The organism is Streptomyces sp. MGP-BFMKR1, from assembly GCF_057766585.1.
The window spans coordinates 6296487-6319857 of the sequence record NZ_CM173408.1 but is presented as its reverse complement, the minus strand read 5'-3'; the positions used below and the strand labels follow the sequence as shown (position 1 = coordinate 6319857).

19 protein-coding genes are annotated in these 23371 nt (G+C 72.8%); 7 read left to right on the top strand and 12 right to left on the bottom strand.

Annotated elements, in window-relative coordinates:
* Positions 1–65: 65 nt before the first annotated feature.
* Complete coding sequence (locus tag AC3CHW_RS25185) at positions 66–941, bottom strand: helix-turn-helix transcriptional regulator (RefSeq protein ID WP_488467994.1); 876 nt, start codon at positions 939–941, stop codon at positions 66–68.
* 134 nt (positions 942–1075) lie between these two features.
* Between AC3CHW_RS25185 and AC3CHW_RS25180 the strand changes: the two genes are divergently transcribed.
* Positions 1076–2539, top strand: a complete 1464-nt coding sequence (locus AC3CHW_RS25180; RefSeq protein ID WP_488471162.1) for an MFS transporter — start codon at positions 1076–1078, stop codon at positions 2537–2539.
* A gap of 117 nt (positions 2540–2656) precedes the next feature.
* Here AC3CHW_RS25180 and AC3CHW_RS25175 read toward each other — a convergent pair whose 3' ends face one another.
* From AC3CHW_RS25175 to AC3CHW_RS25165, 3 genes are all read right to left on the bottom strand, one after another.
* Positions 2657–3427 (bottom strand): ABC transporter substrate-binding protein, encoded by a 771-nt coding sequence (locus AC3CHW_RS25175; protein WP_488471161.1) that lies wholly within the window; start codon positions 3425–3427, stop codon positions 2657–2659.
* Positions 3428–3434: 7 nt separating this feature from the next.
* Complete coding sequence (locus AC3CHW_RS25170; RefSeq protein ID WP_488467993.1) at positions 3435–5411, bottom strand: protein kinase domain-containing protein; 1977 nt, start codon at positions 5409–5411, stop codon at positions 3435–3437.
* A gap of 216 nt (positions 5412–5627) precedes the next feature.
* The gene (locus AC3CHW_RS25165; protein ID WP_176161515.1) at positions 5628–7010 is read right to left on the bottom strand and encodes a glycine--tRNA ligase; all 1383 of its coding nucleotides are present in this window, start codon (positions 7008–7010) and stop codon (positions 5628–5630) included.
* Positions 7011–7194: 184 nt separating this feature from the next.
* Between AC3CHW_RS25165 and AC3CHW_RS25160 the strand changes: the two genes are divergently transcribed.
* The 5 genes from AC3CHW_RS25160 to AC3CHW_RS25140 all read left to right on the top strand — a co-directional run bounded on the left by AC3CHW_RS25160 (position 7195) and on the right by AC3CHW_RS25140 (position 11966).
* Entirely contained in the window at positions 7195–8214 is a 1020-nt protein-coding gene (locus AC3CHW_RS25160; protein WP_488467992.1) for a metal ABC transporter substrate-binding protein, read from the top strand.
* 378 nt (positions 8215–8592) lie between these two features.
* Positions 8593–9345 (top strand): metal ABC transporter ATP-binding protein, encoded by a 753-nt coding sequence (locus AC3CHW_RS25155; RefSeq protein WP_459248543.1) that lies wholly within the window; start codon positions 8593–8595, stop codon positions 9343–9345.
* Positions 9345–10241, top strand: a complete 897-nt coding sequence (locus AC3CHW_RS25150; RefSeq protein ID WP_398607177.1) for a metal ABC transporter permease — start codon at positions 9345–9347, stop codon at positions 10239–10241. Before AC3CHW_RS25155 ends, AC3CHW_RS25150 begins: the two co-directional genes overlap by 1 nt.
* A 108-nt stretch (positions 10242–10349) precedes the next feature.
* The gene (locus tag AC3CHW_RS25145) at positions 10350–10766 is read left to right on the top strand and encodes a Fur family transcriptional regulator (protein ID WP_176161518.1); all 417 of its coding nucleotides are present in this window, start codon (positions 10350–10352) and stop codon (positions 10764–10766) included.
* A 483-nt stretch (positions 10767–11249) separates the two neighbouring features.
* Positions 11250–11966, top strand: a complete 717-nt coding sequence (locus tag AC3CHW_RS25140) for a FadR/GntR family transcriptional regulator (protein ID WP_488467991.1) — start codon at positions 11250–11252, stop codon at positions 11964–11966.
* Positions 11967–12124: 158 nt separating this feature from the next.
* On the opposite strand, the gene AC3CHW_RS25135 is transcribed toward AC3CHW_RS25140, so the two are convergent.
* From AC3CHW_RS25135 to AC3CHW_RS25125, 3 genes are all read right to left on the bottom strand, one after another.
* A complete protein-coding gene (locus AC3CHW_RS25135; RefSeq protein ID WP_488467990.1) occupies positions 12125–12970 on the bottom strand; it encodes an isoprenyl transferase in 846 nt (281 codons plus the stop codon).
* 197 nt (positions 12971–13167) lie between these two features.
* Positions 13168–13914, bottom strand: coding sequence for a DNA repair protein RecO (gene recO, locus AC3CHW_RS25130; RefSeq protein ID WP_176161522.1), 747 nt, complete (start codon positions 13912–13914; stop codon positions 13168–13170).
* A 93-nt stretch (positions 13915–14007) separates the two neighbouring features.
* Positions 14008–14946, bottom strand: coding sequence for a serine/threonine dehydratase (locus AC3CHW_RS25125; protein WP_398607180.1), 939 nt, complete (start codon positions 14944–14946; stop codon positions 14008–14010).
* Between the two features lie 510 nt (positions 14947–15456).
* Between AC3CHW_RS25125 and AC3CHW_RS25120 the strand changes: the two genes are divergently transcribed.
* Positions 15457–16176: a pyridoxamine 5'-phosphate oxidase family protein gene (locus AC3CHW_RS25120; protein ID WP_398607181.1), complete on the top strand. Its 720-nt coding sequence runs from the start codon at positions 15457–15459 to the stop codon at positions 16174–16176.
* Between the two features lie 259 nt (positions 16177–16435).
* On the opposite strand, the gene AC3CHW_RS25115 is transcribed toward AC3CHW_RS25120, so the two are convergent.
* The 5 genes from AC3CHW_RS25115 to AC3CHW_RS25095 form a co-directional block, all read right to left on the bottom strand.
* On the bottom strand, positions 16436–16975 hold the full coding sequence (locus tag AC3CHW_RS25115) for a TetR/AcrR family transcriptional regulator (protein ID WP_217201174.1): 540 nt from the start codon (positions 16973–16975) through the stop codon (positions 16436–16438).
* 166 nt (positions 16976–17141) lie between these two features.
* The gene (locus AC3CHW_RS25110) at positions 17142–17849 is read right to left on the bottom strand and encodes a response regulator transcription factor (protein ID WP_398607182.1); all 708 of its coding nucleotides are present in this window, start codon (positions 17847–17849) and stop codon (positions 17142–17144) included.
* Entirely contained in the window at positions 17846–19768 is a 1923-nt protein-coding gene (locus AC3CHW_RS25105) for a sensor histidine kinase (protein WP_488471160.1), read from the bottom strand. Before AC3CHW_RS25105 ends, AC3CHW_RS25110 begins: the two co-directional genes overlap by 4 nt.
* Before the next feature lie 294 nt (positions 19769–20062).
* Positions 20063–22087: an MMPL family transporter gene (locus AC3CHW_RS25100; RefSeq protein WP_398607422.1), complete on the bottom strand. Its 2025-nt coding sequence runs from the start codon at positions 22085–22087 to the stop codon at positions 20063–20065.
* A 474-nt stretch (positions 22088–22561) separates the two neighbouring features.
* A complete protein-coding gene (locus AC3CHW_RS25095) occupies positions 22562–23287 on the bottom strand; it encodes a TerB family tellurite resistance protein (RefSeq protein WP_488467989.1) in 726 nt (241 codons plus the stop codon).
* Positions 23288–23371: the final 84 nt, after the last annotated feature.

Below are 23371 nucleotides of genomic sequence, written 5' to 3'. Positions count from 1 at the left end.
GGCCGGGCCGCTCGGGCCGCTCGGGCCGCCGGGGGCGAACAGGCCGGTCGGGCCGGGCAGTCCGGTCAGGCCGCCGCGACCTGTCGCGCGAGCGTCAGCTCATGGAGCCGCTCCAGCCGCGCCCGGGACTCCGCGTCGGCCGGCACGTACGTGATCATGCGCGGACCCTGGCGCGGGCCGAGCCACATGATCTGGTAGTCGAGGTGCAGCAGCCCCACGTGAGTGTTGAGGAAGCGCTTGGTGCGGCCCGGCGTCGTGCGCATCACCTCGTGCCGCTCCCAGATCTCCCGGAACTCGGGCGACGCCTCCTGGAGCCGCCCCAGCATGTGCTTCCAGGCGGGCTCCGCGATGTGCTCGGCCATCGCCGAACGGAACTTGGCCGCCATCGCCCGGATCACCTCCTCCCGGTCCACCAGCCCCTGCTCCCAGCCCGGGTGCGTGAAGGCCAGCCACATGCAGTTGCGCTCCTGCGGGGCCAGGGAGTCGAGGTCACACAGCAGATTGCCGTACGTGCGGTTGTACGCCAGCAGGTCGTAGCGGCTGTTCTGCACGCACGCCGGGATGGGTTCGAGCTGCCGCAGCATCGTCCGGATCGGGTCGGAGACGGTGGCGCACTCGGTCCCCGGCGCCGGGTCGGCCACCCCCGCGAGCGTGAACAGGTGCTCGCGCTCGTTGGGGTCGAGCAGCAGCGCCCGCGCGATGGCGTCGAGCACCTGCGCCGACACGTGGATGTCGCGTCCCTGCTCAAGCCACGTGTACCAGGTCACGCCCACCGCCGAGAGCTGCGCCACCTCCTCGCGGCGCAGCCCCGGAGTGCGCCGCCGCCGGCCGCGCGGCAGCCCCACCTGCTCGGGCACGACGCGCTCGCGCCTGCTCCGCAGGAAGGCCGCGAGTTCGCCGCGCCGTACGTCGTGGTGCGCGGCCTGCCCGATCGTCATCATGTCTCCAGGGTGCGGGATGGGAGATCCACTTTCCAGGTAGTGTCGATACCAGGATAAGGAGACTCTGGTACCTGGCTACGGGCCGCGCGATCGTCGTACCCGTGAACCTGACCCGAGTGCGATCCGCCAACCTCATCTCCTTCGTTCCCGCCTCCGCGTCCGCGTCCGCCACGGCCGACCCGCCACGGCCGGCCGGCACGGGCCCCGGCGCCGGCCCGGCCGCGCTCAGCGGGCTCGGGCTGTTCACCGTGCTGCTCGGTGCGGCCCTGCCGCTGATCGACTTCTTCATCGTCAACGTCGCCCTGCCGGCGATGGACCACGACCTGCACGCCGGCCCCGCCGTCCTCGAACTCGTCGTCGCCGGATACGGCGTCGCCTACGCGGTGCTCCTGGTCCTCGGCGGGCGGCTGGGCGACATGTTCGGCCGCCGCAGGCTCTTCATCGCGGGCATGGCGGCCTTCGGCATCACCTCGCTGGCCTGCGGCCTCGCCCCCAGCGCGGGGAGCCTGGTGGCGGCCCGGGTGGCACAGGGCGCCGCCGCCGCGTTCATGCTGCCGCAGGTGCTGGCCACCATCCACGCCACCACCGCCGGCCAGCGCCGCGCCCGCGCGATCGGCCTGTACGGGGCGACGGCGGGGCTGTCCATGGTCGCCGGGCAGATCCTGGGCGGCGTCCTGGTCGCCGCCGACCTCTGGGGCACCGGCTGGCGCATGGTGTTCCTGGTGAACGTGCCGGTCGCGCTGATCGGCCTCGCCCTGGCCGTGCGTACGGTGCCCGAGACCCGCTCGGACCGGCCCACCACCGTGGACATCCCCGGCACCCTGCTGCTCGCCCTCTCCCTGATCACCCTGCTGCTGCCGCTGACCGAGGGCCGGGCGGCCGGCTGGCCGCTGTGGACGTGGCTGCTGCTCGGCTCGTTCCCCGTGGTCGCCGCCGTCTTCTACGCCGTCGAACGCCGGGCCGACCGGGCCGGCAAGGTGCCGCTGGTACCGCCGAGCCTGTTCGCGCTGCCCGGCCTGAGCCGTGGCCTCGTGCTGGTGGTGCCGTTCTCGATCGGCTTCGGTGGCTTCATGTTCGTCATCGCGGTCGCCCTCCAGCAGGGCATGGACTACGGGCCGGTGGCCGCCGGGCTCGCCCTCGTCCCCATGGCGGTGGCGTTCTTCGCGGTCTCGCTGGCCGGCCCGCGCCTGGTGAGCCGGTACGGCAGCCGGGTGATCACGGTCGGCGCGCTGATCCAGGGCCTGGGCATCGGCGTCTTCCTGCTGACCGTCGCCCGCGGCTGGCCGGACACCGGCATCCCGGCGCTGGCCCCCGGCCTCGTCCTGGCCGGCGTCGGCCAGGCGCTCCAGTTGCCGGTGCTCTTCCGGATCGTCCTCGCGGACGTGCCGAGCGACCGGGCCGGCGTCGGCAGCGGCGTCATGGTGACCACCCAACAATCCGCCCTGGCCCTGGGCGTGGCCACCCTCGGCACGCTCTTCCTCTCCCGCGCCGACTCGGTGGGCATGCGCGACGCCCTGATCACCACGCTGCTGGTCCAACTCGCGACGATCGCGGTCACCGCGGTGCTGAGTCTGCGGTTGCCGCGGGTGGTGCGGTAAAGGGTGGCAGGCGCGCCCGCGACCCGGCTGCCTCCGGGGTGCCGGGCGGGCCGCTGGTCGGAACCGCCGCCCATCACGGCACGGGGCCGCCGGGCGAGGCCGGCTCCGGCTGATCCGCTACCCCCTGTCTCTGTACGCGTTGAGCGGCGACAGCCCGGTGAGGTCCGCTTGCAGCCCCCGCAGGGCGGGTGAACTGAGGTAGTTCTCCGTCGGAACGTGTGTGGGGATGAACGCCGCTTGCCTCATGACCTCCCGATCGACGGTCGCCCACAATTCCGCCGCTTCGTCGATGGTGTCCGCGCTGATGGCGGCATCGATGGCCATATCCACGGCGCGACTTCGGAGCTGGGCCATGTTCATGTGAAACGGCGGCCCTCGGCGACCGTCGAAGAGATCGTAGAAACTGATGGAGGCTACGGGCAGGCCATAGCCGCCTATGGGCATGCGGAAAACATCGAAATCCCCTTCATGGGGAGACGGCCAGAAATCCTGATGCGCGACTTCCTTCAACGTGACGCGAAAGCCGGCCTTCTCCAAGCCAGCCTTCGCGGCCTCCTCGGCCGGCCCCATAGCGTCTCCACCGATGGTGAGGTGGAACCCGCTTTCGCCAGCCTCGTCGAGGATGGCCCGCGCACGTGCCGGATCTCCGTTGGCTCCGGCCTCGTAATGATCGAAGTCACGGCTTCCCTTGAGCGCCGGTGGCATGAGGTGATGAATGACGGTGCCGCTATCCCCGCTTGCCCGGAGCACGTCCCGCGCGGGGAGGGCGGTGGCGATTGCCCTGCGGACGGCGAGACTTCGCACCCGGGCCGTGTTGATGATGAAGCCCTCTACATGCCCCGCCGGAACGACGGCGGCCGGCCTGGTCTCCGCTCCGCTCGCGGCCAGCTCGCTGTCAGAGAAGGAGCCCCGGGGCCAGGATCGCCTCCTCGCCTCCCGCGCTCTCGATGCGCGAGACCGCCTCGGCCGGTTCCACGTCGCCTTCGACTTCGAATCGGTCCGGATACGCGGTGCGTAGCGGATCGGTGTCCGCACGCCACTGCCTGTTGCGCGTGAGGGTGGCTCCCTCGTCACTTCGCTCGCTGACCTCGTAGGGACCGGTTGCCGGGGGTTCCGCTTCACCGGCGAACGGGGTGGGGGCGAGCGCGGGCTGTGACATCAGGACGTTGAAATCCGGGCAGGGGCGCGTGAGGCGAACGACGAGGGTGCGATCGTCGGGCGCTTCGATGGCGCTGGGTTCATACGCACCATCACTGCCTGGTTCGACCAGGGCGTTGAGGAGCGATTGACGCCCCTCGCCATCGACCTTCAGGGCAAGGACCAGGGAACGTCGGAAATCAACGGCCCGTACCGTCGCGCCGTTACTGTACTTAAGGCCAGCCTTCAGTTTGAACGTCCATGTTCGGCCGTCGGGTGAGGTCCGTCCAGGGTCCTCGGCCAGATCGCCGACAAGTTTCGTGCTGCCGTCGGGCTCGGTCTTGAAGCCGGTGAGGGTGCGGTACGCGAGACCGAAGGTCGGGCTTTCCAGGTCCCCGAATTCCACGTCCCTCACGGACAAGAAGGATGACGACCCTTCCAACAGGGTGACGACACCACCCTTTTGAGCATGCGCGACCGGTCGCGCCGGCCCCTGGGAATCGGAGGCATTGCCCACCGTGAAGGTTCCGGTCTTGGCCACGCTGGCAACTGCCGCCGGTTTTCCGTCAGTTTCGCGAGGCGTGTCGCCAGAAACACCCTTGCCGCCGCCTTCTCCCGCGCCACTATCGGCCCCAAAGGGGTCGAGAACGGTGAGCGTGGCGATCAGCGCGGCGATGATCACGGCCGCGATTCCACTGGCCCACCATCGGCGGCGGGACGGCGGGACGGTCATCGGCGGAGCCGGCGGAAGGGGCGGTACTTCCGGCTCTCTGCTCGGCGGTACGGGCGCCGGCGTGACTCGGGTGGGCCCCCCACTGGCACCCATCGCAGAGGCAGCCGGCGCAGGAGGGCCGGGCAGCACCGATGAGACGCTCGCTACCGCGGGCAGGCCCACCCCCACCGCAAGCCCCTCGAACACCCCTCGCGCCCCCTCGGCCGTGGGCCGAAGGTCCGGAGCCTTGCCCAGCATCGCCCCCAGCAACTCGTCCCACCTCGGGTCGAGTTGCGGCAGGCGCTGCGACGGGCGAGGGGCCGTCTCGTACACGTGGTGGTGCATCAGGACCGCGGCGGAGGTCGCGTCGAAGGGCGGGGTGCCGGTGAGCAGTTCGTACACCATGCAGCCCAGCGAGTAGATGTCCGTGGGGCTGGCGTCGCCGTCGCGGGTGAAGCGCTCGGGCGCCATGTACGGCAGTGTGCCCACCGGGGAGTCGGCCGTGCCCGTGAGGTAGAGGCTGTCGGTCGCGGCGCCGACGAACTTCGCGATGCCGAAGTCCAGCACCTTGACCGTGCCCTCGGTCGTGAGCATGACGTTCGCCGGTTTGATGTCCCGGTGGATGACCCCGGCGCGGTGGGCGGAGTCCAGCGCCCGGCACACCTGCCCCGCGATGTCCGCCACCCGGCGCGGCGGCAGCGGGCCCTCGTCGGCCAGTACGTCGCGCACCGTTCGGCCGGACAGCAACGGCATCACCAGGTACGGAACGTCTCCGGCGTTTCCGTGGTCGAAGACGGGGACGATGTGGGAGCTGTCGAGCGCCGCGGCGGCGCGGGCCTCCCGGACGAACATGGCCAGCAGCCGCTCCCGCACGGCCCCGTCCGCGACGGACGGAAGGCTGAGGGTCTTCACGGCGACGTTTCGGGCCAGTCGCTCGTCCCGGGCCCGCCAGACCTCGCCCATGCCCCCGGCGCCGATGCGTTCGACAAGGGCGTACCGACCGTCAAGAACCGCGCCCAGCACCCTGCCGCTCCCCCACTCCCCCTCGGACCCTCACCGGCTCAACGTACCGGGGGCCACTGACACCGGGGAGCCTTTCCGGCTGATCGCCCGCCCCGGCTGGTGCCGAGCGGAAGCCTGGGCCCGCCCTGGTCGAAGAATCCCGCCCCGCACGCGAAACGCCGGGCCGACGAGAGCGTCGGCCCGGCGTCACGCGACCGGAAAGGGGGCGTGCGGGGCTCAGCAGCCCAGCAGGCGCCCGCCCAGGTAGCTCTGGATCTGGTCCAGGGAGACCCGCTCCTGCTTCATGGTGTCGCGCTCGCGCACGGTCACCGCGTTGTCCTCGAGCGTGTCGAAGTCGACGGTGACGCAGAACGGCGTGCCGATCTCGTCCTGGCGGCGGTAGCGGCGGCCGATGGCGCCGGCGTCGTCGAACTCGATGTTCCAGTTGCGCCGCAGGTCGGCGGCGAGGCCCTTGGCCTTCGGCGAGAGCTGCGGGTTGCGGGACAGCGGCAGCACCGCGACCTTGACCGGCGCGAGTCGCGGGTCGAGCCGCATGACGGTGCGCTTCTCCAGCTTGCCCTTGGCGTTGGGCGCCTCGTCCTCGATGTACGCGTCGAGCATGAACGCGAGCATCGCGCGGTTCACGCCGGCCGCCGGCTCGATGACGTAGGGGGTCCAGCGCTCGCCGGCCTCCTGGTCGAAGTACGAGAGGTCCTGGCCGGACGCCTTCGAGTGGGCCTTGAGGTCGTAGTCGGTGCGGTTGGCCACGCCCTCCAGCTCGGAGAACTCGGTGCCGCCGAAGTTGAAGCGGTACTCGATGTCAGCGGTGCGCTTCGAGTAGTGGGACAGCTTCTCCGCCGGGTGCTCGAACCACCGGATGTTCTCCTCGCGGATACCGAGGTCGGTGTACCAGTTCCAGCGCTGCTCCATCCAGTACTCGTGCCACTGCTCGTCCTCGCCCGGCTTGACGAAGAACTCCATCTCCATCTGCTCGAACTCACGGGTGCGGAAGATGAAGTTTCCGGGCGTGATCTCGTTGCGGAAGGACTTGCCGAGCTGGGCGATGCCGAACGGCGGCTTCTTGCGCGAGGTCTGCTGCACGGCGGCGAAGTTGGTGAAGATGCCCTGCGCGGTCTCGGGGCGCAGGTACGCGAGCGAGCCGGCGTCCTGGGTGGGGCCGAGGTGCGTGGAGAGCAGGCCGGAGAAGAGCTTGGGCTCGGTGAAGCCGCCCTTGTTGCCGCAGTGCGGGCAGTTGAGGTCGGCGAGGCCGTTCGGCGGGAGCTGACCGTGCTTCGCCTCGTACGCCTCCTCCAGGTGGTCGGCGCGGTAGCGCTTGTGGCAGGAGGTGCACTCGGTGAGCGGGTCGGTGAAGGTGGAGACGTGGCCGGATGCCTCCCACACCTCACGGGCGAGGATCACGGACGAGTCGAGGCCGACCACGTCGTCGCGCGAGGTGACCATCGCGCGCCACCACTGGCGCTTGATGTTCTCCTTCAGCTCCACGCCGAGCGGTCCGTAGTCCCAGGCGGCCCGCTGACCGCCGTAAATCTCGCTGCACGGATAGACGAAGCCACGGCGCTTGCTCAGGCTGACGATGGTGTCGATCTTGTCGGCGGCCACGGTGCTCTCTTCATTACGACGACGAAGCGGTCAGTGCGGGGTCCGCCGGGTACTCGCCCGCGCGCCCCAGCGAAAGCCCCAGATTACCGGCGGCGACACCCCTGGGATCAAATCGGTTCCGGGTCTGACAACCTTCAACCAGTCTTGTTGACAATCGTTTCCAGTTTAGTTGAAAATGACTGTCATGAACGTACGACGACGCCTCCTCACCGGTACCGCGATAGCCGGCGCCACCGCGCTCTCGCTGGGCACGCTCTCCGCCTGCTCGGGCGCCTCCGACAAGGATGGGAAGCCGCAGGTCGTGGCGTCGTTCTATCCGATGGAGTTCCTGGCCAAGCAGATCATCGGCGACGCGGACGTCCGCGTTGACACCCTCACCAAGCCCGGCGTCGAGCCGCACGATCTGGAGCTCAAGCCCCGCCAGGTCGGCGACCTGAGCAAGGCCGACGTCGTCGTCTACCTCAAGGGGCTCCAGCCCGCCGTGGACGAGGCGGTCGGCCAGTCCGAGGCCAAGCACAAGGTGGACGCCGCCACGCTCACCTCACTGGAGAAGCACGGCGCCAGTGAGCACGGCCACGACCACGAGGGCCACGACCACGGCGACGAGGGCCACGACCACGCCGAAGGCGAGCACGAGGGCGGGCACGAGCACGAGGGCGGGCACGACCACGGTGGCGAGGCCGGCGGCGACCCGCACGTCTGGCTCGACCCCACCAAGTACGCCGAGGTCGCCAAGGGCCTGAACAAGAAGCTCGCCGAGGCGTACCCCGACCACGAGGCCGACTTCCAGAAGAACACCGACGCGCTGGTCACGAAGCTGACCGCGCTCGACAAGGAGTTCACGGCCGGCCTCAAGAACCGCACCACCGACACCTTCATCACCACCCACGCGGCCTTCGGCTACCTCGCCGAGCGCTACGGCCTGGACCAGGAGGGGATCTCCGGCGTCTCCCCCGAGGCCGAGGCCAGCCCGGCCCGCATCAAGGAGATCCAGGAGATCGCCAAGAAGGAGGAGGTCAGCACGGTCTTCTTCGAGACGCTCGCCAGCAACAAGGGCGCCAAGACCGTCGCCGAGGACACGGGCCTCAAGACCGGCGTCCTCGACCCCATCGAGGGCATCAACGACAAGTCCAAGGGCGACGACTACTTCGAGGTCATGCGGGCCAACCTCGCCGCCCTCAAGCAGGCGCTCGGCGCGCGATGAGCCGCCCGGACCGCCGGCCCGGCGAGGCGATTCCCCGGGGCGTCCCGCGCGCCCCCGGCGCGCCGGGGGCCACCGGCGCCCGCGCCGCCGCGTGAGGCGCGTCCCGCGCACCCTGGCGCGTCACCCGGCGCGCACCCCTACGGCGACCAGTACGACCAGCGAGTAACAGCGGAGGCAGGCGTGGCGAGCGAGCGAAGCGAAGGGCCCGCCGGGGACATACCCGGCGCGGCCGGACGGTCCACGACCCAGCGGTCGGACCCGGCGGGCCCACCGGCCACGGGCCCCGAGGCCGCACGCCCGGGCGACGAGCCGGGAGCCGCGTCGGGACCCGCGTCGGGCGGCGCGAAAGCGGCGGCCCGCGAGTGCGGGGAGCCGGTCGTGGTGGTGCGCCAGGCGCGCGCCTCGCTCGGCTCGCGGCCGGTGCTGCGCGGCGTGGACCTGACGGTCCGCCGCGGCGAGGTGGTCGCGCTGCTCGGCGCCAACGGTTCGGGCAAGTCCACGATGGTGCGCGCCCTGGTCGGGCAGGTGCCGCTCACCGGTGGCGAGTTGGAGCTGTTCGGCACCCCGCGACGGCGCTTTCGGCAGTGGGCGCGCGTCGGCTACATGCCGCAGCGCACCACGGCCGCCAGCGGCGTTCCGGCCACCGTGCGCGAGGTGGTCTCCGCCGGCCGGCTGGCCCGTACGAAGCTGCGCTGGCCGGGCCGGGGCGACCGGGCCGCCGTGGACCGCGCCCTGGAACTGGTCGGCATGGCCGACCGCGCCCGGGACTCGGTCAACGCCCTCTCCGGCGGCCAGCACCAGCGGGTCCTCATCGCCCGCGCGCTGGCCGGCGAGCCGGAGCTGCTGATCATGGACGAGCCAATGGCGGGCGTGGACCTGGCCAGCCAGGAGGTGCTGGCGGACGCGCTGCGCCAGCAGGTCGCGCGGGGCACCACGGTGCTCCTCGTCCTGCACGAGCTGGGGCCCCTCGAGCCCCTGATCGACCGGGCCGTGGTGTTGCGCGACGGCTGCGTGGCGCACGACGGGCCGCCGCCCAAGGCGGTCGGCCAGCACGCGCTGCCCGGCCACGACCACATCCACCCGCACGCCGCGGACGCCGCGGAGCCGATCCGGACAGGGCTGCTGATCTGATGGAAATGCTCGACTACGCCTTCATGCAGCGGGCCCTGCTCGCCGCCGTCCTGGTCGGCGTCACGGCCCCGGCGGTCGGCATCTACCTGGTCCAACGCCGCCAGGCGATCATGGGCGACGGCATCGGGCACGTCGCCCTCACCGGCGTCGCGCTCGGCTTCCTCACCGGCAACAACCCGGTGTGGACCGCCGTCGCGGTGGCGTCGCTGGGCGCGGTGCTGATGGAGCTGATCCGCTGGTACGGGAAGGCCCGCGGCGACCTCGCGCTGGCGATGCTGTTCTACGGCGGCATGGCCGGCGGCGTGCTGCTGATCAACATGTCGGACACCGGCTCCAACGCCAACCTCACCTCGTACCTGTTCGGCTCGATCACGACGGTCTCCGAGGGAGATGTGCGGACCATCTGCGTGCTGGCCGCCTTCGTGATCCTGATCACACTGGGCCTGCGGCGTCAGCTTTTCGCCATTTGCCAGGACGAGGAGTTCGCGCGGGTGACCGGGCTCCCGGTGCGGTTCCTGAACCTGCTGTTGGCCGTCACCGCGGCGGTCACCGTGACCGTGGCCATGCGCGTGGTGGGGCTGCTCCTGGTGAGCGCGCTGATGGTGGTGCCGGTCGCCGCGGCGCAGCAGGCCACCCGCAGCTTCGGGATGACCATGGCGCTCTCGGTCACGATCGGCGTGCTGGTCACCCTGTCCGGCACGAGCTACTCGTACTACGAGGACGTGCCGCCCGGCGCCAGCATCGTCGTCCTGGCCATCGCCGTCTTCGCCGTGATCACCGCGCTGGCCGCGCCCCTCACCCGACGCCGAGCGCGGCGGGCCGCGCTGGAGGAGGAACGGTGCGCGCTGGAGGTGGCGACCCATCGCGTATCGGCCACCGGCGACGCGCGGGTGTGACGGGTGGGGCGCGAAGGGACTCTCGTGCCGGCCGCGTCACCTGGCAGACTGGCACAATGTCCAGCCGGATGCCGGACAGGCGACGAGCAGGCAACTGAGGAGGAAGCTGTGGCGACCGCGGGTCCCCCAGTACGCGGCCGGGCCACCAGGCAGCGCGCCGCGGTGGCGGCGGCGTTGGACGAGGTGGACGAGTTCCGCAGCGCGCAGGAACTCCACGACATGCTCAAGCACCGCGGCGACTCGGTCGGCCTGACCACGGTCTACCGCACCCTCCAGTCCCTCGCCGACGCGGGCGAGGTGGACGTGTTGCGTACGGACGAGGGCGAGTCCGTCTACCGGCGATGCAGCACCGACGACCACCATCACCACCTCGTCTGCCGCTCGTGCGGCAAGGCCGTCGAGGTCGAGGGCCCGGCCGTGGAGAAGTGGGCCGACTCGATCGCCACCGAGCACGGCTTCGTGGACGTGGCGCACACCATCGAGATCTTCGGCACCTGCGGCGAGTGCGCCGCGGCCAAGGGCTGACCGCGCCGCGCCGCACGCGGCGTACGGACGGCGGTTCGAACCGCCCGACCACGCCCACCTTCCGGTACGCCACGCCCGGCCGCCCCGTCGACTTCAGGGGTGCGCGGCCCGCCCTGGCGCGCCTCCCTCTCCCGCGCATCCCTCCCCGCGCGGCCGCACCGCCGGCGCCGCGGTTCAGCGCGTTCGGCGCGCGGTGAGGGCGAGCCCGACGAGCAGTCGCGGGGCCGCGAGGACGGCACGGCCCACAGGGTCGGTACGGCCAGCGGCGCGCACAGCAGGCCCAGGTAACCAGCCGTCAGGGACGCCCCGACCACGACGAAGGCCAGCCGCGGGCGCGGGCCGGTACGGGTGAGCGGCAACAGGGCGAAGGTCGAGGAGACGCCGACGACCAGCGCCGCGCCCAGCATGAGCCCGGCCCGGCCGGGGCTCATGCCGTGATCGGTCAGGATGGGCTGCTGTTTCCCCCAGCCAGGAAGGACCACCGTGACACTCCCCTCCGTACGCCGCTCGGTACTGGTCGACGACGTCATCCAGCGACTGCGCGCCGAGATCACCTCCGGCAAGTGGCCGGTGGGGGGCCGCATCCCGACCGAGACCGCGCTCATCGAGCAACTCGGCGTCGCGCGCGGCACGCTGCGGGAGGCGACCCGCGCGCTCATCCACGCCGGCCTGCTCCAGGCCCGCCAGGGCGACGGCACCTACGTGCGCGCCACCAGCGAACTCGCCGGCGCCATCCAGCGGCTCGACAGCGAACTCGCCGACGTGCTCGAAGTCCGCGAGGCCCTGGACGCCCAGGCCGCCCGGCTGGCCGCCGAACGGATCACGCCGGAGGGGCTCGACGCGCTCGACGGGCTGCTCGCCGAGCGCGCCGACGCCTGGCAGCGCCGCGACCGCGACGCCTGGGTGCGCGCCGATCACGCGTTCCACCAGGCCGTCGCCGCGGCCAGCGGCAACGCGCTGCTCAGCGACCTGTACACCGCGCTCGGCCCGGCGCTGCGCCGCTCGATGGCCGCCCACTGGGACGAGCGGGGGTTCCACGGCGGGGACCACCGGGGGCACGAGGACCTGCTCGACGCCCTGCGCGCGGGCGACACGGCACGCGCCGCGCGGAGCGCCACGGCCAACACCGACGCCACCCAGGGCTGGCACCACGACGCCCACGCCACCGCGCCAGAACCGAGCGCGACGACCGAGGGCTGAGCGCGGCCGGCCGCGACGAACGGCCGGCCAGCGCGCGAGCGAGCCGTGGCGAACGGTGGTACACCGACCTCTGCCCAAGGCCCAGGTCAGGCCAGTTCAGGCCGGTTCAGGTCAGGACAGCCAGGTCAGGGGCCGGCGGCTCGGCTCGGGCCCGTGGGTCAGGCTCCGGCGCCACCGTCCGTCGAGGACGACCCGTTCGCGGGCAGGTTCGGCAACGCGCCCCCGAAGCGCCGGTCGCGCTGGGCGAACTCCAGGCAGGCGCGCCACAGGTCGCGGCGGTCGAAGTCCGGCCACAGCACGTCCTGGAAGACCATTTCCGCGTACGCGCTCTGCCAGATCAGGTAGTTGGACGTCCGCTGCTCGCCGGAGGGGCGGACGAAGAGGTCCACGTCCGGCATGTCCGGGTAGTAGAGGTACTTCGCCAACGTCTTCTCGTTGACCTTCGACGGGTCGAGCCGGCCCGCCGCCACGTCGGTCGCCAGGGCGGCGGCGGCGTCGGCGATCTCGGCCCGGCCGCCGTAGTTCAGGCAGAAGTACATGGTCATGGCGTCGTTGTCCTTGGTCTGCTCCTGCGCCACCTGGAGCTCCTTGGCCACCGACTTCCACAGCTTGGGCATCCGCCCCGCCCAGCGGACGCGAATGCCCAGTTCGTCCATCTCGTCCCGGCGGCGGCGGATGACCTCGCGGTTGAAGTTCATCAGGAAGCGCACCTCGTCCGGCGAGCGCTTCCAGTTCTCGGTGGAGAAGGCGTACAGGGACAGGTTCTTGACGCCCATCTCCAGGCAGCCCTTGAGCACGTCGAGCACGACGCCCTCGCCGACCTTGTGGCCCTCGGTGCGCGGCAGGCCACGGTCCTTGGCCCAGCGACCGTTGCCGTCCATCACGATCGCCACGTGCTTGGGCACCAGTTCGCCGGGGATCTTCGGCGGTCGCGCACCGGACGGATGCGGGTCCGGAGCCCGGTATTCGCGTCGTGCCCGGCCCATGAAACCGCGTCCTGCCATGCCTGCCACGTCTCCCACATCTCGCTCGTGCGACGCCTGTGCGCCGTCAGCCTCGCGCGTACGGTTGCCGTACGCCGTCATCCTCCGCGCCGCCCCGCGCGGCGTGCGCTACGCCGTGCGGCGCGAAACTCCCCGCTCCCACCGTTCCGCGGCGCGCCACCTCGCGTGCCGTGCCTCGCTCCCGCACGCGGCGCGGCTCACTTCTCCACGTACCGGAGCGAGCGCAGGCCCCGCTCCAGGTGCCAGTGCAGGTACGCCGCGACCAGTCCGCTGCCCTCCCGCACGTGGCGTGCCTCGCACGCGTCGGCGGTCGCCCAGTCGCCGGTCAGCAGCGCGCCGAGGAGCGCCAGCGACTCCGCAGAGGGTACGACGCTGCCGGGGACGCGGCATTCCGTGCAGACCACGCCGCCCGCGCCGACCGAGAAGAACCGGTTGGGCCCGGGCATGCCGCACCTGGCGCAGTTCTCGAAGCTGGGCGCGTACCCGTTGACGGCGAGCGAGCGCAGCAGGAACGCGTCGAGCACCAGGTGTGGCTCGTGCTCGCCGGCGGCGAGCGTGCGCAGGCCGCCGACGAGCAGCAGGTACTGCTGGACGGCGGGCTCGCCCTCGTGGTCGGTGAACCGCTCCGCGGTCTCCAGCATCGCGGTGCCGGCCGTGTACCGCGCGTAGTCGGTGACGATGCCGCTGCCGTAGGGGGCGATGGTCTCGCTCTGCGTGCACAGCGGGAGCCCGCGGCCGATGAGTTCGCTGCCGCGCGCGAAGAACTGCACGTCGACGTGGGAGAACGGTTCGAGGCGCGCCCCGAACTTCGACTTCGTCCGCCGCACCCCGCGAGCCACCGCCCGCACGCGGCCGTGGCCCCGGGTCAGCAGCGTGATGATCCGGTCCGCCTCCCCCAGCTTCTGGGTGCGCAGCACGATGCCGTCGTCGCGGAACAGACTCATGCGCCCATTGTCCCGTACGCGGCGGGCCCACCGAGCCGGGGTCGGTGGGCCCGCTTCCGCGCCGCCGGCGGGAGGCCCGGCGGGCGGACGGCGCTACGCGCGGGCCACCAGGTCGGCGGGGTCGGTGTTGGCTCCGCACAGCACCGCGCAGACCCGCTCGCCCGGCGCGGGCTGGTACGCCCCGCTGTGCAGGGCGGCGTACCCGGCGGCGGCGGCGTTCTCCACGACGATGCGACGCTCCTCCCAGAGCGCGCGGCGGGCCGCGGTGATCGCCGCGTCCGGCACGAGCAGCACCGACGCGTCGCTCTCGCGGGCCCAGTGCAGCGCGGCGGGGGTGACGAAGCGGGCGCCGAGCGCGTCGGCCGCGATCGAGTCCACGCCGACCTCGACCGGCTCGCCCGCCTCGATCGCGGCGTGCAGCGTCGGGCAGCCGACGGGTTCGACGGCGACGACCCGCACGCCGCGGGCGTGCGCGGCGGCGGCCACCCCGGCGAAGAGTCCGCCGCCCCCGCAGGCGACGAGCACCGTGTCGAGCCCCGGCCGGGCCCGGTGGATCTCCTCGAAGAGGGTGCCCGCGCCGGCCGCCACCAGCGGGTGGTCGTACGCGTGCGACAGCAGCGCGCCGGTCGCGGCGGCGTGCTCGCGGGACGCGGCCAGCGCCTGGTCGTACTCCGTGCCGACCAGCCGCGTGTCCGCGCCCAGCGCGCGGATCCGGTCCACCTTGACGGCGGGCGACGTGGCGGGCGTGAAGACGGTGGCGGGTACGCCGTGCCGGGCGGCGGCCCAGGCGATGGCGAGGCCCGCGTTGCCGCCGGAGGCGATGACCACCCCCGCCTCCGGCATGGTCCCTGCCTCGACGTGCGCCGCGACGAAGTTGGCCGCGCCGCGCGCCTTGAAGCTCCCGGTGTGCTGGAGGTACTCAAGGGCGAACCACACGTCGGTCTCCGCCCGCGCCACGGCGACGGGCCTGGTGTGCCCGGCGATCCGCTCGGCGGCGGCCTGGACGTCCTCGTACGTCACGATCGCCGTCATGCGCGCCCCAACTCGTCCCGCGTGCCGGCGTGCGCCACGGCGCCCATTCGCGTCGGTGAGGGCGCGTCGTGGACCAGAGCTGTCGCTGGCCGACCGAGGCGTGGCGATGGGGACCATATGTTGTTCAGCATCACGTTCCTTACGTTTGGCGTACGAGGGTACGGAAGCCGCCGCGGGCCCGACCGACCACCTGAGCGCGCCCGCCGCCTCCGGCACACGCGGCGTGCCGCACCGCCCTGCATCCTCCCCACTTTCCAGGCACCGACCACCTCACCGCTCCTCGCACGGGAGCCGCCGGAGCGTCGGGGGGACTGAGGCCGCCGAGGGTCCGAAGGCGCTGCCCACCAGGTCGGGCCGCGTTCCGTCCGCGCCGCGGGGCGGCCGTGCCACCGCCCGGCCATGCCGCCGCTCGCTCGTACGGCGATCACCACCGACCCAAGACGGAACCGATTGGTACCATCTCAGCATCGGGAGGGTGCCAACTCGCGCCCGGGACGAGGGGATCTCGCGATGAGCCGCTATGCCCATCTGGCCTACACCGACAGCGTCCGGCGCGTGCAACGGGAGCAGGGCAGCGCGTCCGCGGCGGCCCGCGCGCTGGCCCGACCAGGCGCCGAGGAGGGCGCGGCCGACCCCATCGGCGCGCAGGAGGCCGCGTTCATCGCCTCACGCGACGGCTTCTACCTGGGCTCCGTCAGCGAGACGGGATGGCCGTACGTGCAGTACCGCGGCGGTCCGCCCGGGTTCCTGCACGTACTGGACGAAGGGACCCTGGGCTACGCGGACGTGCGGGGCAACCGGCAGTACATCTCCACCGGAAACGTACGGGCCGACGGGCGCGTCGCCCTCTTCCTCATGGACTACGCGCGACAGGCCCGGCTCAAGATCTTCGGGCGGGCCGAGATCAGGGCACTGGACGAACACCCCGCGCTGGCCGAACGGCTCGGCCGCGTTCGGACCGACGGGCGGGTGGAGCGGCTGGTGACCATCCGGGTCGAGGGGTTCAACTGGAACTGCCCCCAGCACATCACCCCGCGCTTCACCCAGTCCGAACTGGTCAGCGCACTTCCGACGGTACGCGCCCACATCGCCGAGGTGGAGGGGGAGAACGAGCGCTTGCTGGCCGCCCATGCCGAACTGACCCGGCGCAACGCCGCGTTGGAGCAGCGGAACGCCGCCCTCGACGAGGAGGTCAGAGCGCTGCGAGCACGCGTGGCCACGGGCGGCTGAGTGCGCACGGGGGGCGTGGGGATGAGCGCGGCCGGTCGGATGCGGGCGGCTGGACGCGGGTGGATGCGGACGGCCCGGTGCGGACGGTCTGGTGCGGGCGGCTGGACACGGGCGAAAGCGAACGGCTCGGTGCGGGCGCAAGCGGACGGCTTGGCGCGGACGGCCTGGACACGGGCGGAAGCGGACGGCTTGGTGCGGGCGGCCTGGCGCGGGGTCGGCCCCGCCCGCCGCTCAGGCCCTTCCCCACGCGTCGCTCCGCTCAGCCGAGCAGGCGCTGTGCCATCTCGCGGGCCCGCAGCGCCGGCGCGCCGGTGCGCTCCCGCATCGCGGTCACCGTCGCCCCGTCCATCAGCAGGACGAACTGTTCGGCCAGCGCCTCGTGCCGCTCACACCCCGCCGCCTTGATCAACTGCTCGACGTACGCCGTGACCCGGCGCTTGTGCGCCTCCGCCAGCCGGTACACCTCGCTGCTCGGGTCGGCCGTCTCCGCCATCGCGTTGACGAACGCGCACCCGTGGAACCCGCGGCTCCGCGCGCGGTCGGCCAGCGCGTCGAAGACGGCCAGCGGCCCGCCGCCGTGCTCGGCGACAGCCGCCTCAAGCCACGCCAGCCACTGTTCGCCCTGGCGCTGTAGTACGGCCGCGACCAGCGCGTCCTTGCCGGCGAAGTGTCGGTAGAAGGACGCCCGGCCCACCCCCGAGACGGCCAGCAACCGTTCGACCCCGACCGCCTGGATGCCCTCGACGTAGAACAACTCCGCGGCGGCCGTCAGCAGTCGGTCTCGGGCGTGCGTGGGCATGCGGCCACGGTAGCCGACGCCCCGACCCGCCACGCCAACCCCCGCTCACGTCCCTTCCGCCTCCCGGGCTCGCCCCCACCCGGCTGACCGTCGGACCCCGGCACACGACACGGCCTGCCTCACCCGGGGGGCGGGCCTTCCCGCCGGCTCGGGCACCTTCCGCCCGCTACCCCGTCCCCGTGTCCGTCCGGGCCGCCGGTGACACCAGCCCCGATTCGTACGCGGCGATCACGAGCTGGGCCCGGTCGCGCGCCATCAGCTTGCCCATGATGCGACTGACGTGCGTCTTGGCCGTCAGCGGACTCAGGCCCAACGCCTCGGCTATCTCCGCGTTGTTCAACCCGCGCCCCACGAGGGTGAGCACCTGGCGCTCCCGGTCGGAGAGCGTGGCCAGCGCGTCGGGGACGGCGGGGGCCGGGGGCAGCGGGGCGGGCAGGCGGAGGACGCGGGCGATGAGGCGGGCCGTGGGACCCGGCGACAGGAGGGCCTCGCCCGCCGCGACGGTACGGATCGCGTCCAGGAGCTCCGCCGGCTTGGTGTCCTTGACCAGAAACCCGGAGGCACCCGCGCGCAGAGCGTCCACGATGTACTCGTCGGTGTCGTACGTCGTGAGGACCAGCACTTTCACGTCGGCCAGCTCCGCGTCAGCCGCGATGCGCCGCGTCGCCTCGATCCCGTCCAGTTCCGGCATGCGGATGTCCATCACGACGAGGTCGACATCGACCGCGCGGGCCAGCTCGACCGCCTCCCTGCCGTTACCCGCCTGGCCGACCACCCGCATGTCGCGGGCCGACTCGACGAGCATCGCGAAGGCGGCCCGCACCAGCGTCTGATCGTCGGCGAGCAGTACTCGAATGGGCTGCGACGCACTCACGACGCGTCCTCCTCTGTCTGTCCTCTTGCCTCAGACGTCTCGGATGTCACGGACGTCCCGGATGTCACGGATATCTCGGACCGCGCCGCCACCCGTGCTCCGGAGGACCGCGGCCCGGCCTGCGACTCGGCATGCCGCACCGCCTCCGGCTCAGGAGGCGGAGCCGACCCCGGCTCGGGGGGCGGAGCCGACCCCGGCTCGGGAGGCGGGCTCGGCTGCGACTCGGGCCGGGACGTGGTGCCGTCCGCGGGCTCCGCCTCGGGGCGGACCTCTTCCCTGGCCGTGGCCTTCAGGCCCGCGGTCGCACTCCTGGCGCCCTTCCAACCGAAGACCGTGGACTCGCCGCGCGGCGCGGCCGGTCCACCGCGCGGCGTGCTGGCCAGCGGCAGGATCGCCCGTACGACGAACCCCGGGCCATCCGCCCGCCAGCCGGCCGTGACCGAACCCCCGACGCTCCGGGCCCGCTCACGCATGCCGGCGATGCCGAAGCCCTCGGCCCCGACCGAGCCGGCCCCGCCAGCGCCGGCCGGACCACCGGAGCCGCCGGGACCGCCCGAACTCGCGGCGCTTTGGCCGTCCGTGCCGGGCCCGGCCGCGCTCGCGCCGCCGCCAGCCCCCGCACCGCCGCGAAGCCCCGCACCGCCGCCAGGCCCCGGGTCGGCGCCAGCCGAGGCCCCGTGGCCCTGGGCCGCGCCGCCCGCGCTCGGCCGGCCCGCCGCGCCAGCCGCACCGGCGGTACGGAGCCCGCTGGGGGCGGACTCGCGCGTGGACGCCGCCGGGTCGGCCGGGGCGCCACCGCGACGCTGGCCGGGCACCCGCGCCGAGGGTGGCCCGTCGTCGGTCACCGTGACGCTCAACGCCTCGCCCTCCGCCCAGGGGTGGGGGACCTTCCGCACGGTCGCGACCGTGCGGACGTCGGGGCCCGCGTGCCGCACCGCGTTGGTGAGCGCCTCCTGGACGATGCGGTACGCCGCCGCCCCCACCGCCGGCGGGACCGCGGACGCGGCGGACGGGGTCAGCGGGAAGTCCAGCGTGACGCGGGCTCCCGCCGCCTCGGCCGAACTCGCCAGGTCGGGCAGGCCAGCGAGACCCGGCGGCGGGCGAGTGGAGTCGGCCGCCGGCTCGGCCTCCCCGGCCCGCAGCACCCGCAGCGTGGTGCGGAGTTCGGCCCGGGCGTCCCGGCAGGTGTCGGCTATCGAGTCCAGCGCCTTGGCGACCGCGTCCCGGTCGAGCCGGTCCGGATCGGCGACCAACACGTGTGCCGCCACCGAGGTCTGCACGCCGATCAGCGTGATGCTGTGGGCCAACAGGTCGTGCAGGTCACGGGCGATCCGCAGGCGCTCCTCGGCGACCCTGCGCGCGGCCTCCTCCTCGCGGGTGCGCTCGGCGCGCTCGGCTCGCTCCACGATGGCGGCCACGTAGTTACGGTGCGTCCTGACCGCTATGCCGATCACCACCACGGCCAACAGCCAACCGGAGCTGCGCATCATCTCCGGCAGCGCCTGGTCGTCAGGCGAGTTGGACATCACCACCGCCATGACGCCGACTATCGCGCTGAGCGCCACCAGCGACCTGCACGCCGGCGCGCCGACCGCCAGCGCGTACAACGCGACCAGCCCCGCGGGCACCGTGGCGAAGTGGGCGTAGTCCAGCGAGTGGTAGGGGCCGACGGCCAGCACGACCACCACCGTGGTGGCCGTCGGTGCGGTCCTGCGGGACACCAGCGCCAGCGCGCTCACGATGAGCAGCGCCCAGCCGAAGGCGTCGGGGCGGCTGCCGTCGTTGCGCACGCTCAACGCCAGCAGGCTCTGGACGACGAGCACCGCCAACGCGAGCGCCACGTCCCACGCCGACGGCCGCGCCCTCGTCCTGGCGGGCGGGCGCCGGTCCTCTCGCAGGGCGGCGGTGAATTCGGTCATCTGCACGGTCCCATCGTGCGGTACGGGACCGACTTTCGCTCCGTCCCGCTCATGCCTGTGGATAACTCTCGATCACGCTTGCTGGACCTGGCCGTTGACCTGGTGAGCGAGGCGCGGCCGGGTGCGTGCGGACCGGCCATGGCCGCGCCTCCGCACACGCCGGGAGGGGCGTGCGCGGAGGCGGGTGGGGATGCCGGTCACCGGCGGGCCGTCACGCGGTCGCGGCGGCCGGTCGGCAGCCGGCCAGGCGGTCAGGCCGCTCGGCCGGTCGCCCGGAGGCGGTCAGACGGGCCGTCAGCCGACCGGCTCAGCCGTCCGCTCCGGTGCCGGTGCCGCCGCCGGTCGCGGCGCCTGGCGGCGGAAGAGCTTGCCGGGCCACCAGATCCACCGGTCGAGCAGCAGGCTCGCCGACGTGACCAGGTAGGTGCGGACCAGGAAGGTGTCGAGGAGTACGCCGACCGCGATGATGAAGCCGAGTTCCAGCATCATCGCCATCGGCATGGTCGCCAGCACCGCGAAGGTCGCGGCCAGCACCAGTCCGGCCGAGGCGATCACGCCGCCCGTGGTGTGCAGCGCCGTGAGGGCCGCCTGCGGCGTGCTCGCGCCCTTGATGGCCTCCTCGCGCATGCGGTGCATCAGGAAGATGCCGTAGTCGACACCGAGGGCCACCAGGAAGACGAAGGTGATCAACGGGAGCCCGGGATCGATGCCCTTGAGGTCGAAGACCGGCTCGAAGAGCAGCCCGCCGAGTCCGGTCGCCGCGCCCCAGACCGCGACCACGGCGGCCACCAGCATCACCGACGCGATCAGGCTGCGCAGCAGGGCTATCAGGATCAGCAACACCGCGAGCATCACCAGCGGGATGACCACCTTGCGGTCGTCCGCGTTGGTCTTCTCCAGGTCGATCTGTTCCGCGCTGGCGCCGCCGATCAGGGCCTTGCCCCCGTCGATGGTGGCGAGTTCGGAGCGGAGCCCCTTGATGGTCCTAACCTCGCCCGCCGACTCCGGGGCGTCCTTGGCGAACGCGCTGATCTCCGTCCACCCCTCGCCGCTGCGACCGCGCTCGGCCCTGACGATCCCGTCGTGGTCCTGCGTCACGCGCAGCACGGCGTCCGCGTTGGTGGTGCGGGCCATGATGGTGATCGGTTGACTGCCCTGCTCGGGATATGCCTTGGCCAGCGTCTGCATGGCCGAGACCGACTCGGGCTTGTTGGTGAAGGTGTCCTCCTGCTTGAGGTCGCCGGGCGCGTTCAGTGCGCCGAGGGCGAGCGCCCCGAGCAGCGCCACGCCACCCACCAGGAACGTGACCGGGCGCCGGCTGACCGAACCGCCCATGGCCGCGAACACGTTGCGCCGCTTGGCGGGCGTGCTGCCGTACGCGGGGATCAGCGGCCAGAACACCCGGCGCCCGAGCAGCACCAGGATGGCGGGCAGCAGCGTCAGCATGGCGGCCAGCGCGCACACCACGCCCGCCGCGCCGACCGGTCCGAGCCCCTTGCTGCTGCTCAGGTCGGCGGCGAGCAGACACATCAGGCCGGCGGCCACCGTCCCGGACGAGGCGAGCACGGCGGCGCCGCAGCCTCGCAGGGCGGCCACCATCGCGTCGTATGGGTGCGGGTAGCGGCGCAACTCCTCCCGGTATCTGGCGGTGAGCAACAGGGCGTAGTCGGTGCCGGCGCCGAAGACCAGCACCGTCATCACGGCCGAGCTCATGCCGGTGACGGTCACGTCGAACGCCTGCGAGAGCCCGTAGACCACGGCCATGGCCGCCACCGTGGCGGCGCCGACGACGAGCAGCGGCACCAGCCACAGGAAGGGGCTGCGGTAGGTGAGGATCAGCAGCAGGGCGACGACGGCCGCGGTGGCGAACATCAGCGTGCCGTCGACGGTCTCGAAGACCTTGTTCGCGTCGGCGCCGAGACCACCGGAGCCGCCGACCTCCACGCTCAGCCCCTCGGGGTGGTCGTCGACGGCCTCGCGGATGTCGTCGACCGCCTTGTTCTGGTCCTCCTCGTCCGGCATCCCGGCGAGCGACACCCCGTACATCACCGTGGCGCCGTCCTTGGAGTCCACCGCCCGTGGCTGCTGGCCGCCGCTGAACTGGTACGCGTCGGCCAGCCCGGCTATGTGCTCGCGGGCGCTCGCCCGGTCGGCCTCGGTCAGCCCGCCGTCCCGGTGGTAGACGAGGATCAGGTCGGTGGTGTCGCCGCCCGGCATGCTCTCCTGGAGCTCGGCCACGCGCGTCGAATCGGCGCTCGCCGGCAGGTAGTTGACCGCCGTGTCGTCCTGGACGTCGCCGAGCTTGCCGGCGAAGGGCATGGCCACGGCGATGATGGCGATCCACAGGGCCACCACGGCCCAGGGCACCCCCCGTCGCTGGCGCTTGCTCGCGGCGGGGCCCGTCGGCCCGTGCTCCCGCACCGGTCCGCTCTCGCGGGCCGCCTCCTCGCCGTGGCCGCGCGCGCCGCCCCCGCCGGGCGTGGCGCCCGCTCCCCCGCCGTCCGGGCCTGGCGCGTCCCCCGCCAACCCGCTGCCCCCGGTGGTCCGTGCGACCGCCATGCGGGCCTCCCCTCCTGTGCCTGATGTGCTGACACGTCCAGGGTTCCGCGTCGAGGGGCGGTGATCGTCGCCATGGGGAGGGAGATGTCCGGTACTTCGTCGGGGGGCCGCACCCCGGCGCTACTCCCCGGGGAGTACACCCAACAGCGCCCCCTGCCCCGCGCCAGGGTGACGTCAGACGGGCGGCAGGGCATCCGGCGGGGCAGGACAGGGCCGGGCGACCGCCCGGCGGGGTCAGGAAGCCGCGTGGGAGGCGGCGAGGAGCAGACGTGCCGTGTCGTCGGGGTCGAGCGACAGGGCGCGGCCCACCGTTTCCAGCACCGCGCGCTCGGCGGGGCAGTACGCACCGTCCGCCAGCGCGATGCGCGCGCCCTGTAGGAGGACGCTCTCGCGGCCGGTCGGGGCCAGGTGCGGGGCTAACGGTTCCAGGGCCTCGTGCAGTTCGATGGCCAGCGTCGTGCTCGGGTCGCCCAGGCCGAAGAAGACGGCCGGCGCGTCGTCGCCGCCGATGCCGGGCAGCCGGCCGGTGTCGGCGGCCAGCGCCGCGATCAGGTCGAGCAGTTGGTCCTCGTCGCAGTCCGCGTACCCCGCCGCGCGGACCGCGCCGACGGCCGCCTGGCGCACCGGGCGGGCCTCGGTGCCGCCCGCGGCGAGGACGGCCAGCGCCACCGTGTGCACGGCGTCCCGCAGCATGGCGGACAGCCGCGTGGTGGTGGGGTGGTCCAGGGCCTCGGTGCCGAAGTGGGCGTGGCAGGCCGAGCATTCGACGACGGGCGCCACGGCGCCGCGCGGCAGCAGGGGCAGGCCGAGGAGGACGACTCTGCGGCGTCCCGTACGGCGGCGGTAGTTGCGGTCGCCGCCGCAGGTGGTGCAGAAGAACTCCCCGTCGTCGACCGTGCGCCAGCTCGTGCGGATGCCGATGACGCACAGGCTCCGTTCGCGTGGCTCTCGCGCGTACATCGCGTGGCACCTCCCTGACGCTTCGCATCGCTCCGTTGCGCTGCTTCGACACGCCTCTGCGCATTCGTTACGCATCTGAGAGCA

Excerpts from the sequence above, each read along its gene's own strand:
- AC3CHW_RS25135 (WP_488467990.1), bottom strand. The coding sequence starts at position 12,970 with ATGGCAGGACGCGGTTTCATGGGCCGGGCACGACGCGAATACCGGGCT.
- recO (WP_176161522.1), bottom strand. The coding sequence starts at position 13,914 with ATGAGTCTGTTCCGCGACGACGGCATCGTGCTGCGCACCCAGAAGCTG.
- AC3CHW_RS25095 (WP_488467989.1), bottom strand. The coding sequence starts at position 23,287 with ATGTACGCGCGAGAGCCACGCGAACGGAGCCTGTGCGTCATCGGCATC.
- AC3CHW_RS25160 (WP_488467992.1), top strand. The coding sequence starts at position 7,195 with ATGAACGTACGACGACGCCTCCTCACCGGTACCGCGATAGCCGGCGCC.
- AC3CHW_RS25100 (WP_398607422.1), bottom strand. The coding sequence starts at position 22,087 with ATGCCCTTCGCCGGCAAGCTCGGCGACGTCCAGGACGACACGGCGGTC.
- AC3CHW_RS25115 (WP_217201174.1), bottom strand. The coding sequence starts at position 16,975 with ATGCCCACGCACGCCCGAGACCGACTGCTGACGGCCGCCGCGGAGTTG.
- AC3CHW_RS25120 (WP_398607181.1), top strand. The coding sequence starts at position 15,457 with ATGAGCCGCTATGCCCATCTGGCCTACACCGACAGCGTCCGGCGCGTG.
- AC3CHW_RS25150 (WP_398607177.1), top strand. The coding sequence starts at position 9,345 with ATGGAAATGCTCGACTACGCCTTCATGCAGCGGGCCCTGCTCGCCGCC.
- AC3CHW_RS25105 (WP_488471160.1), bottom strand. The coding sequence starts at position 19,768 with ATGACCGAATTCACCGCCGCCCTGCGAGAGGACCGGCGCCCGCCCGCC.
- AC3CHW_RS25185 (WP_488467994.1), bottom strand. The coding sequence starts at position 941 with ATGATGACGATCGGGCAGGCCGCGCACCACGACGTACGGCGCGGCGAA.
- AC3CHW_RS25125 (WP_398607180.1), bottom strand. The coding sequence starts at position 14,946 with ATGACGGCGATCGTGACGTACGAGGACGTCCAGGCCGCCGCCGAGCGG.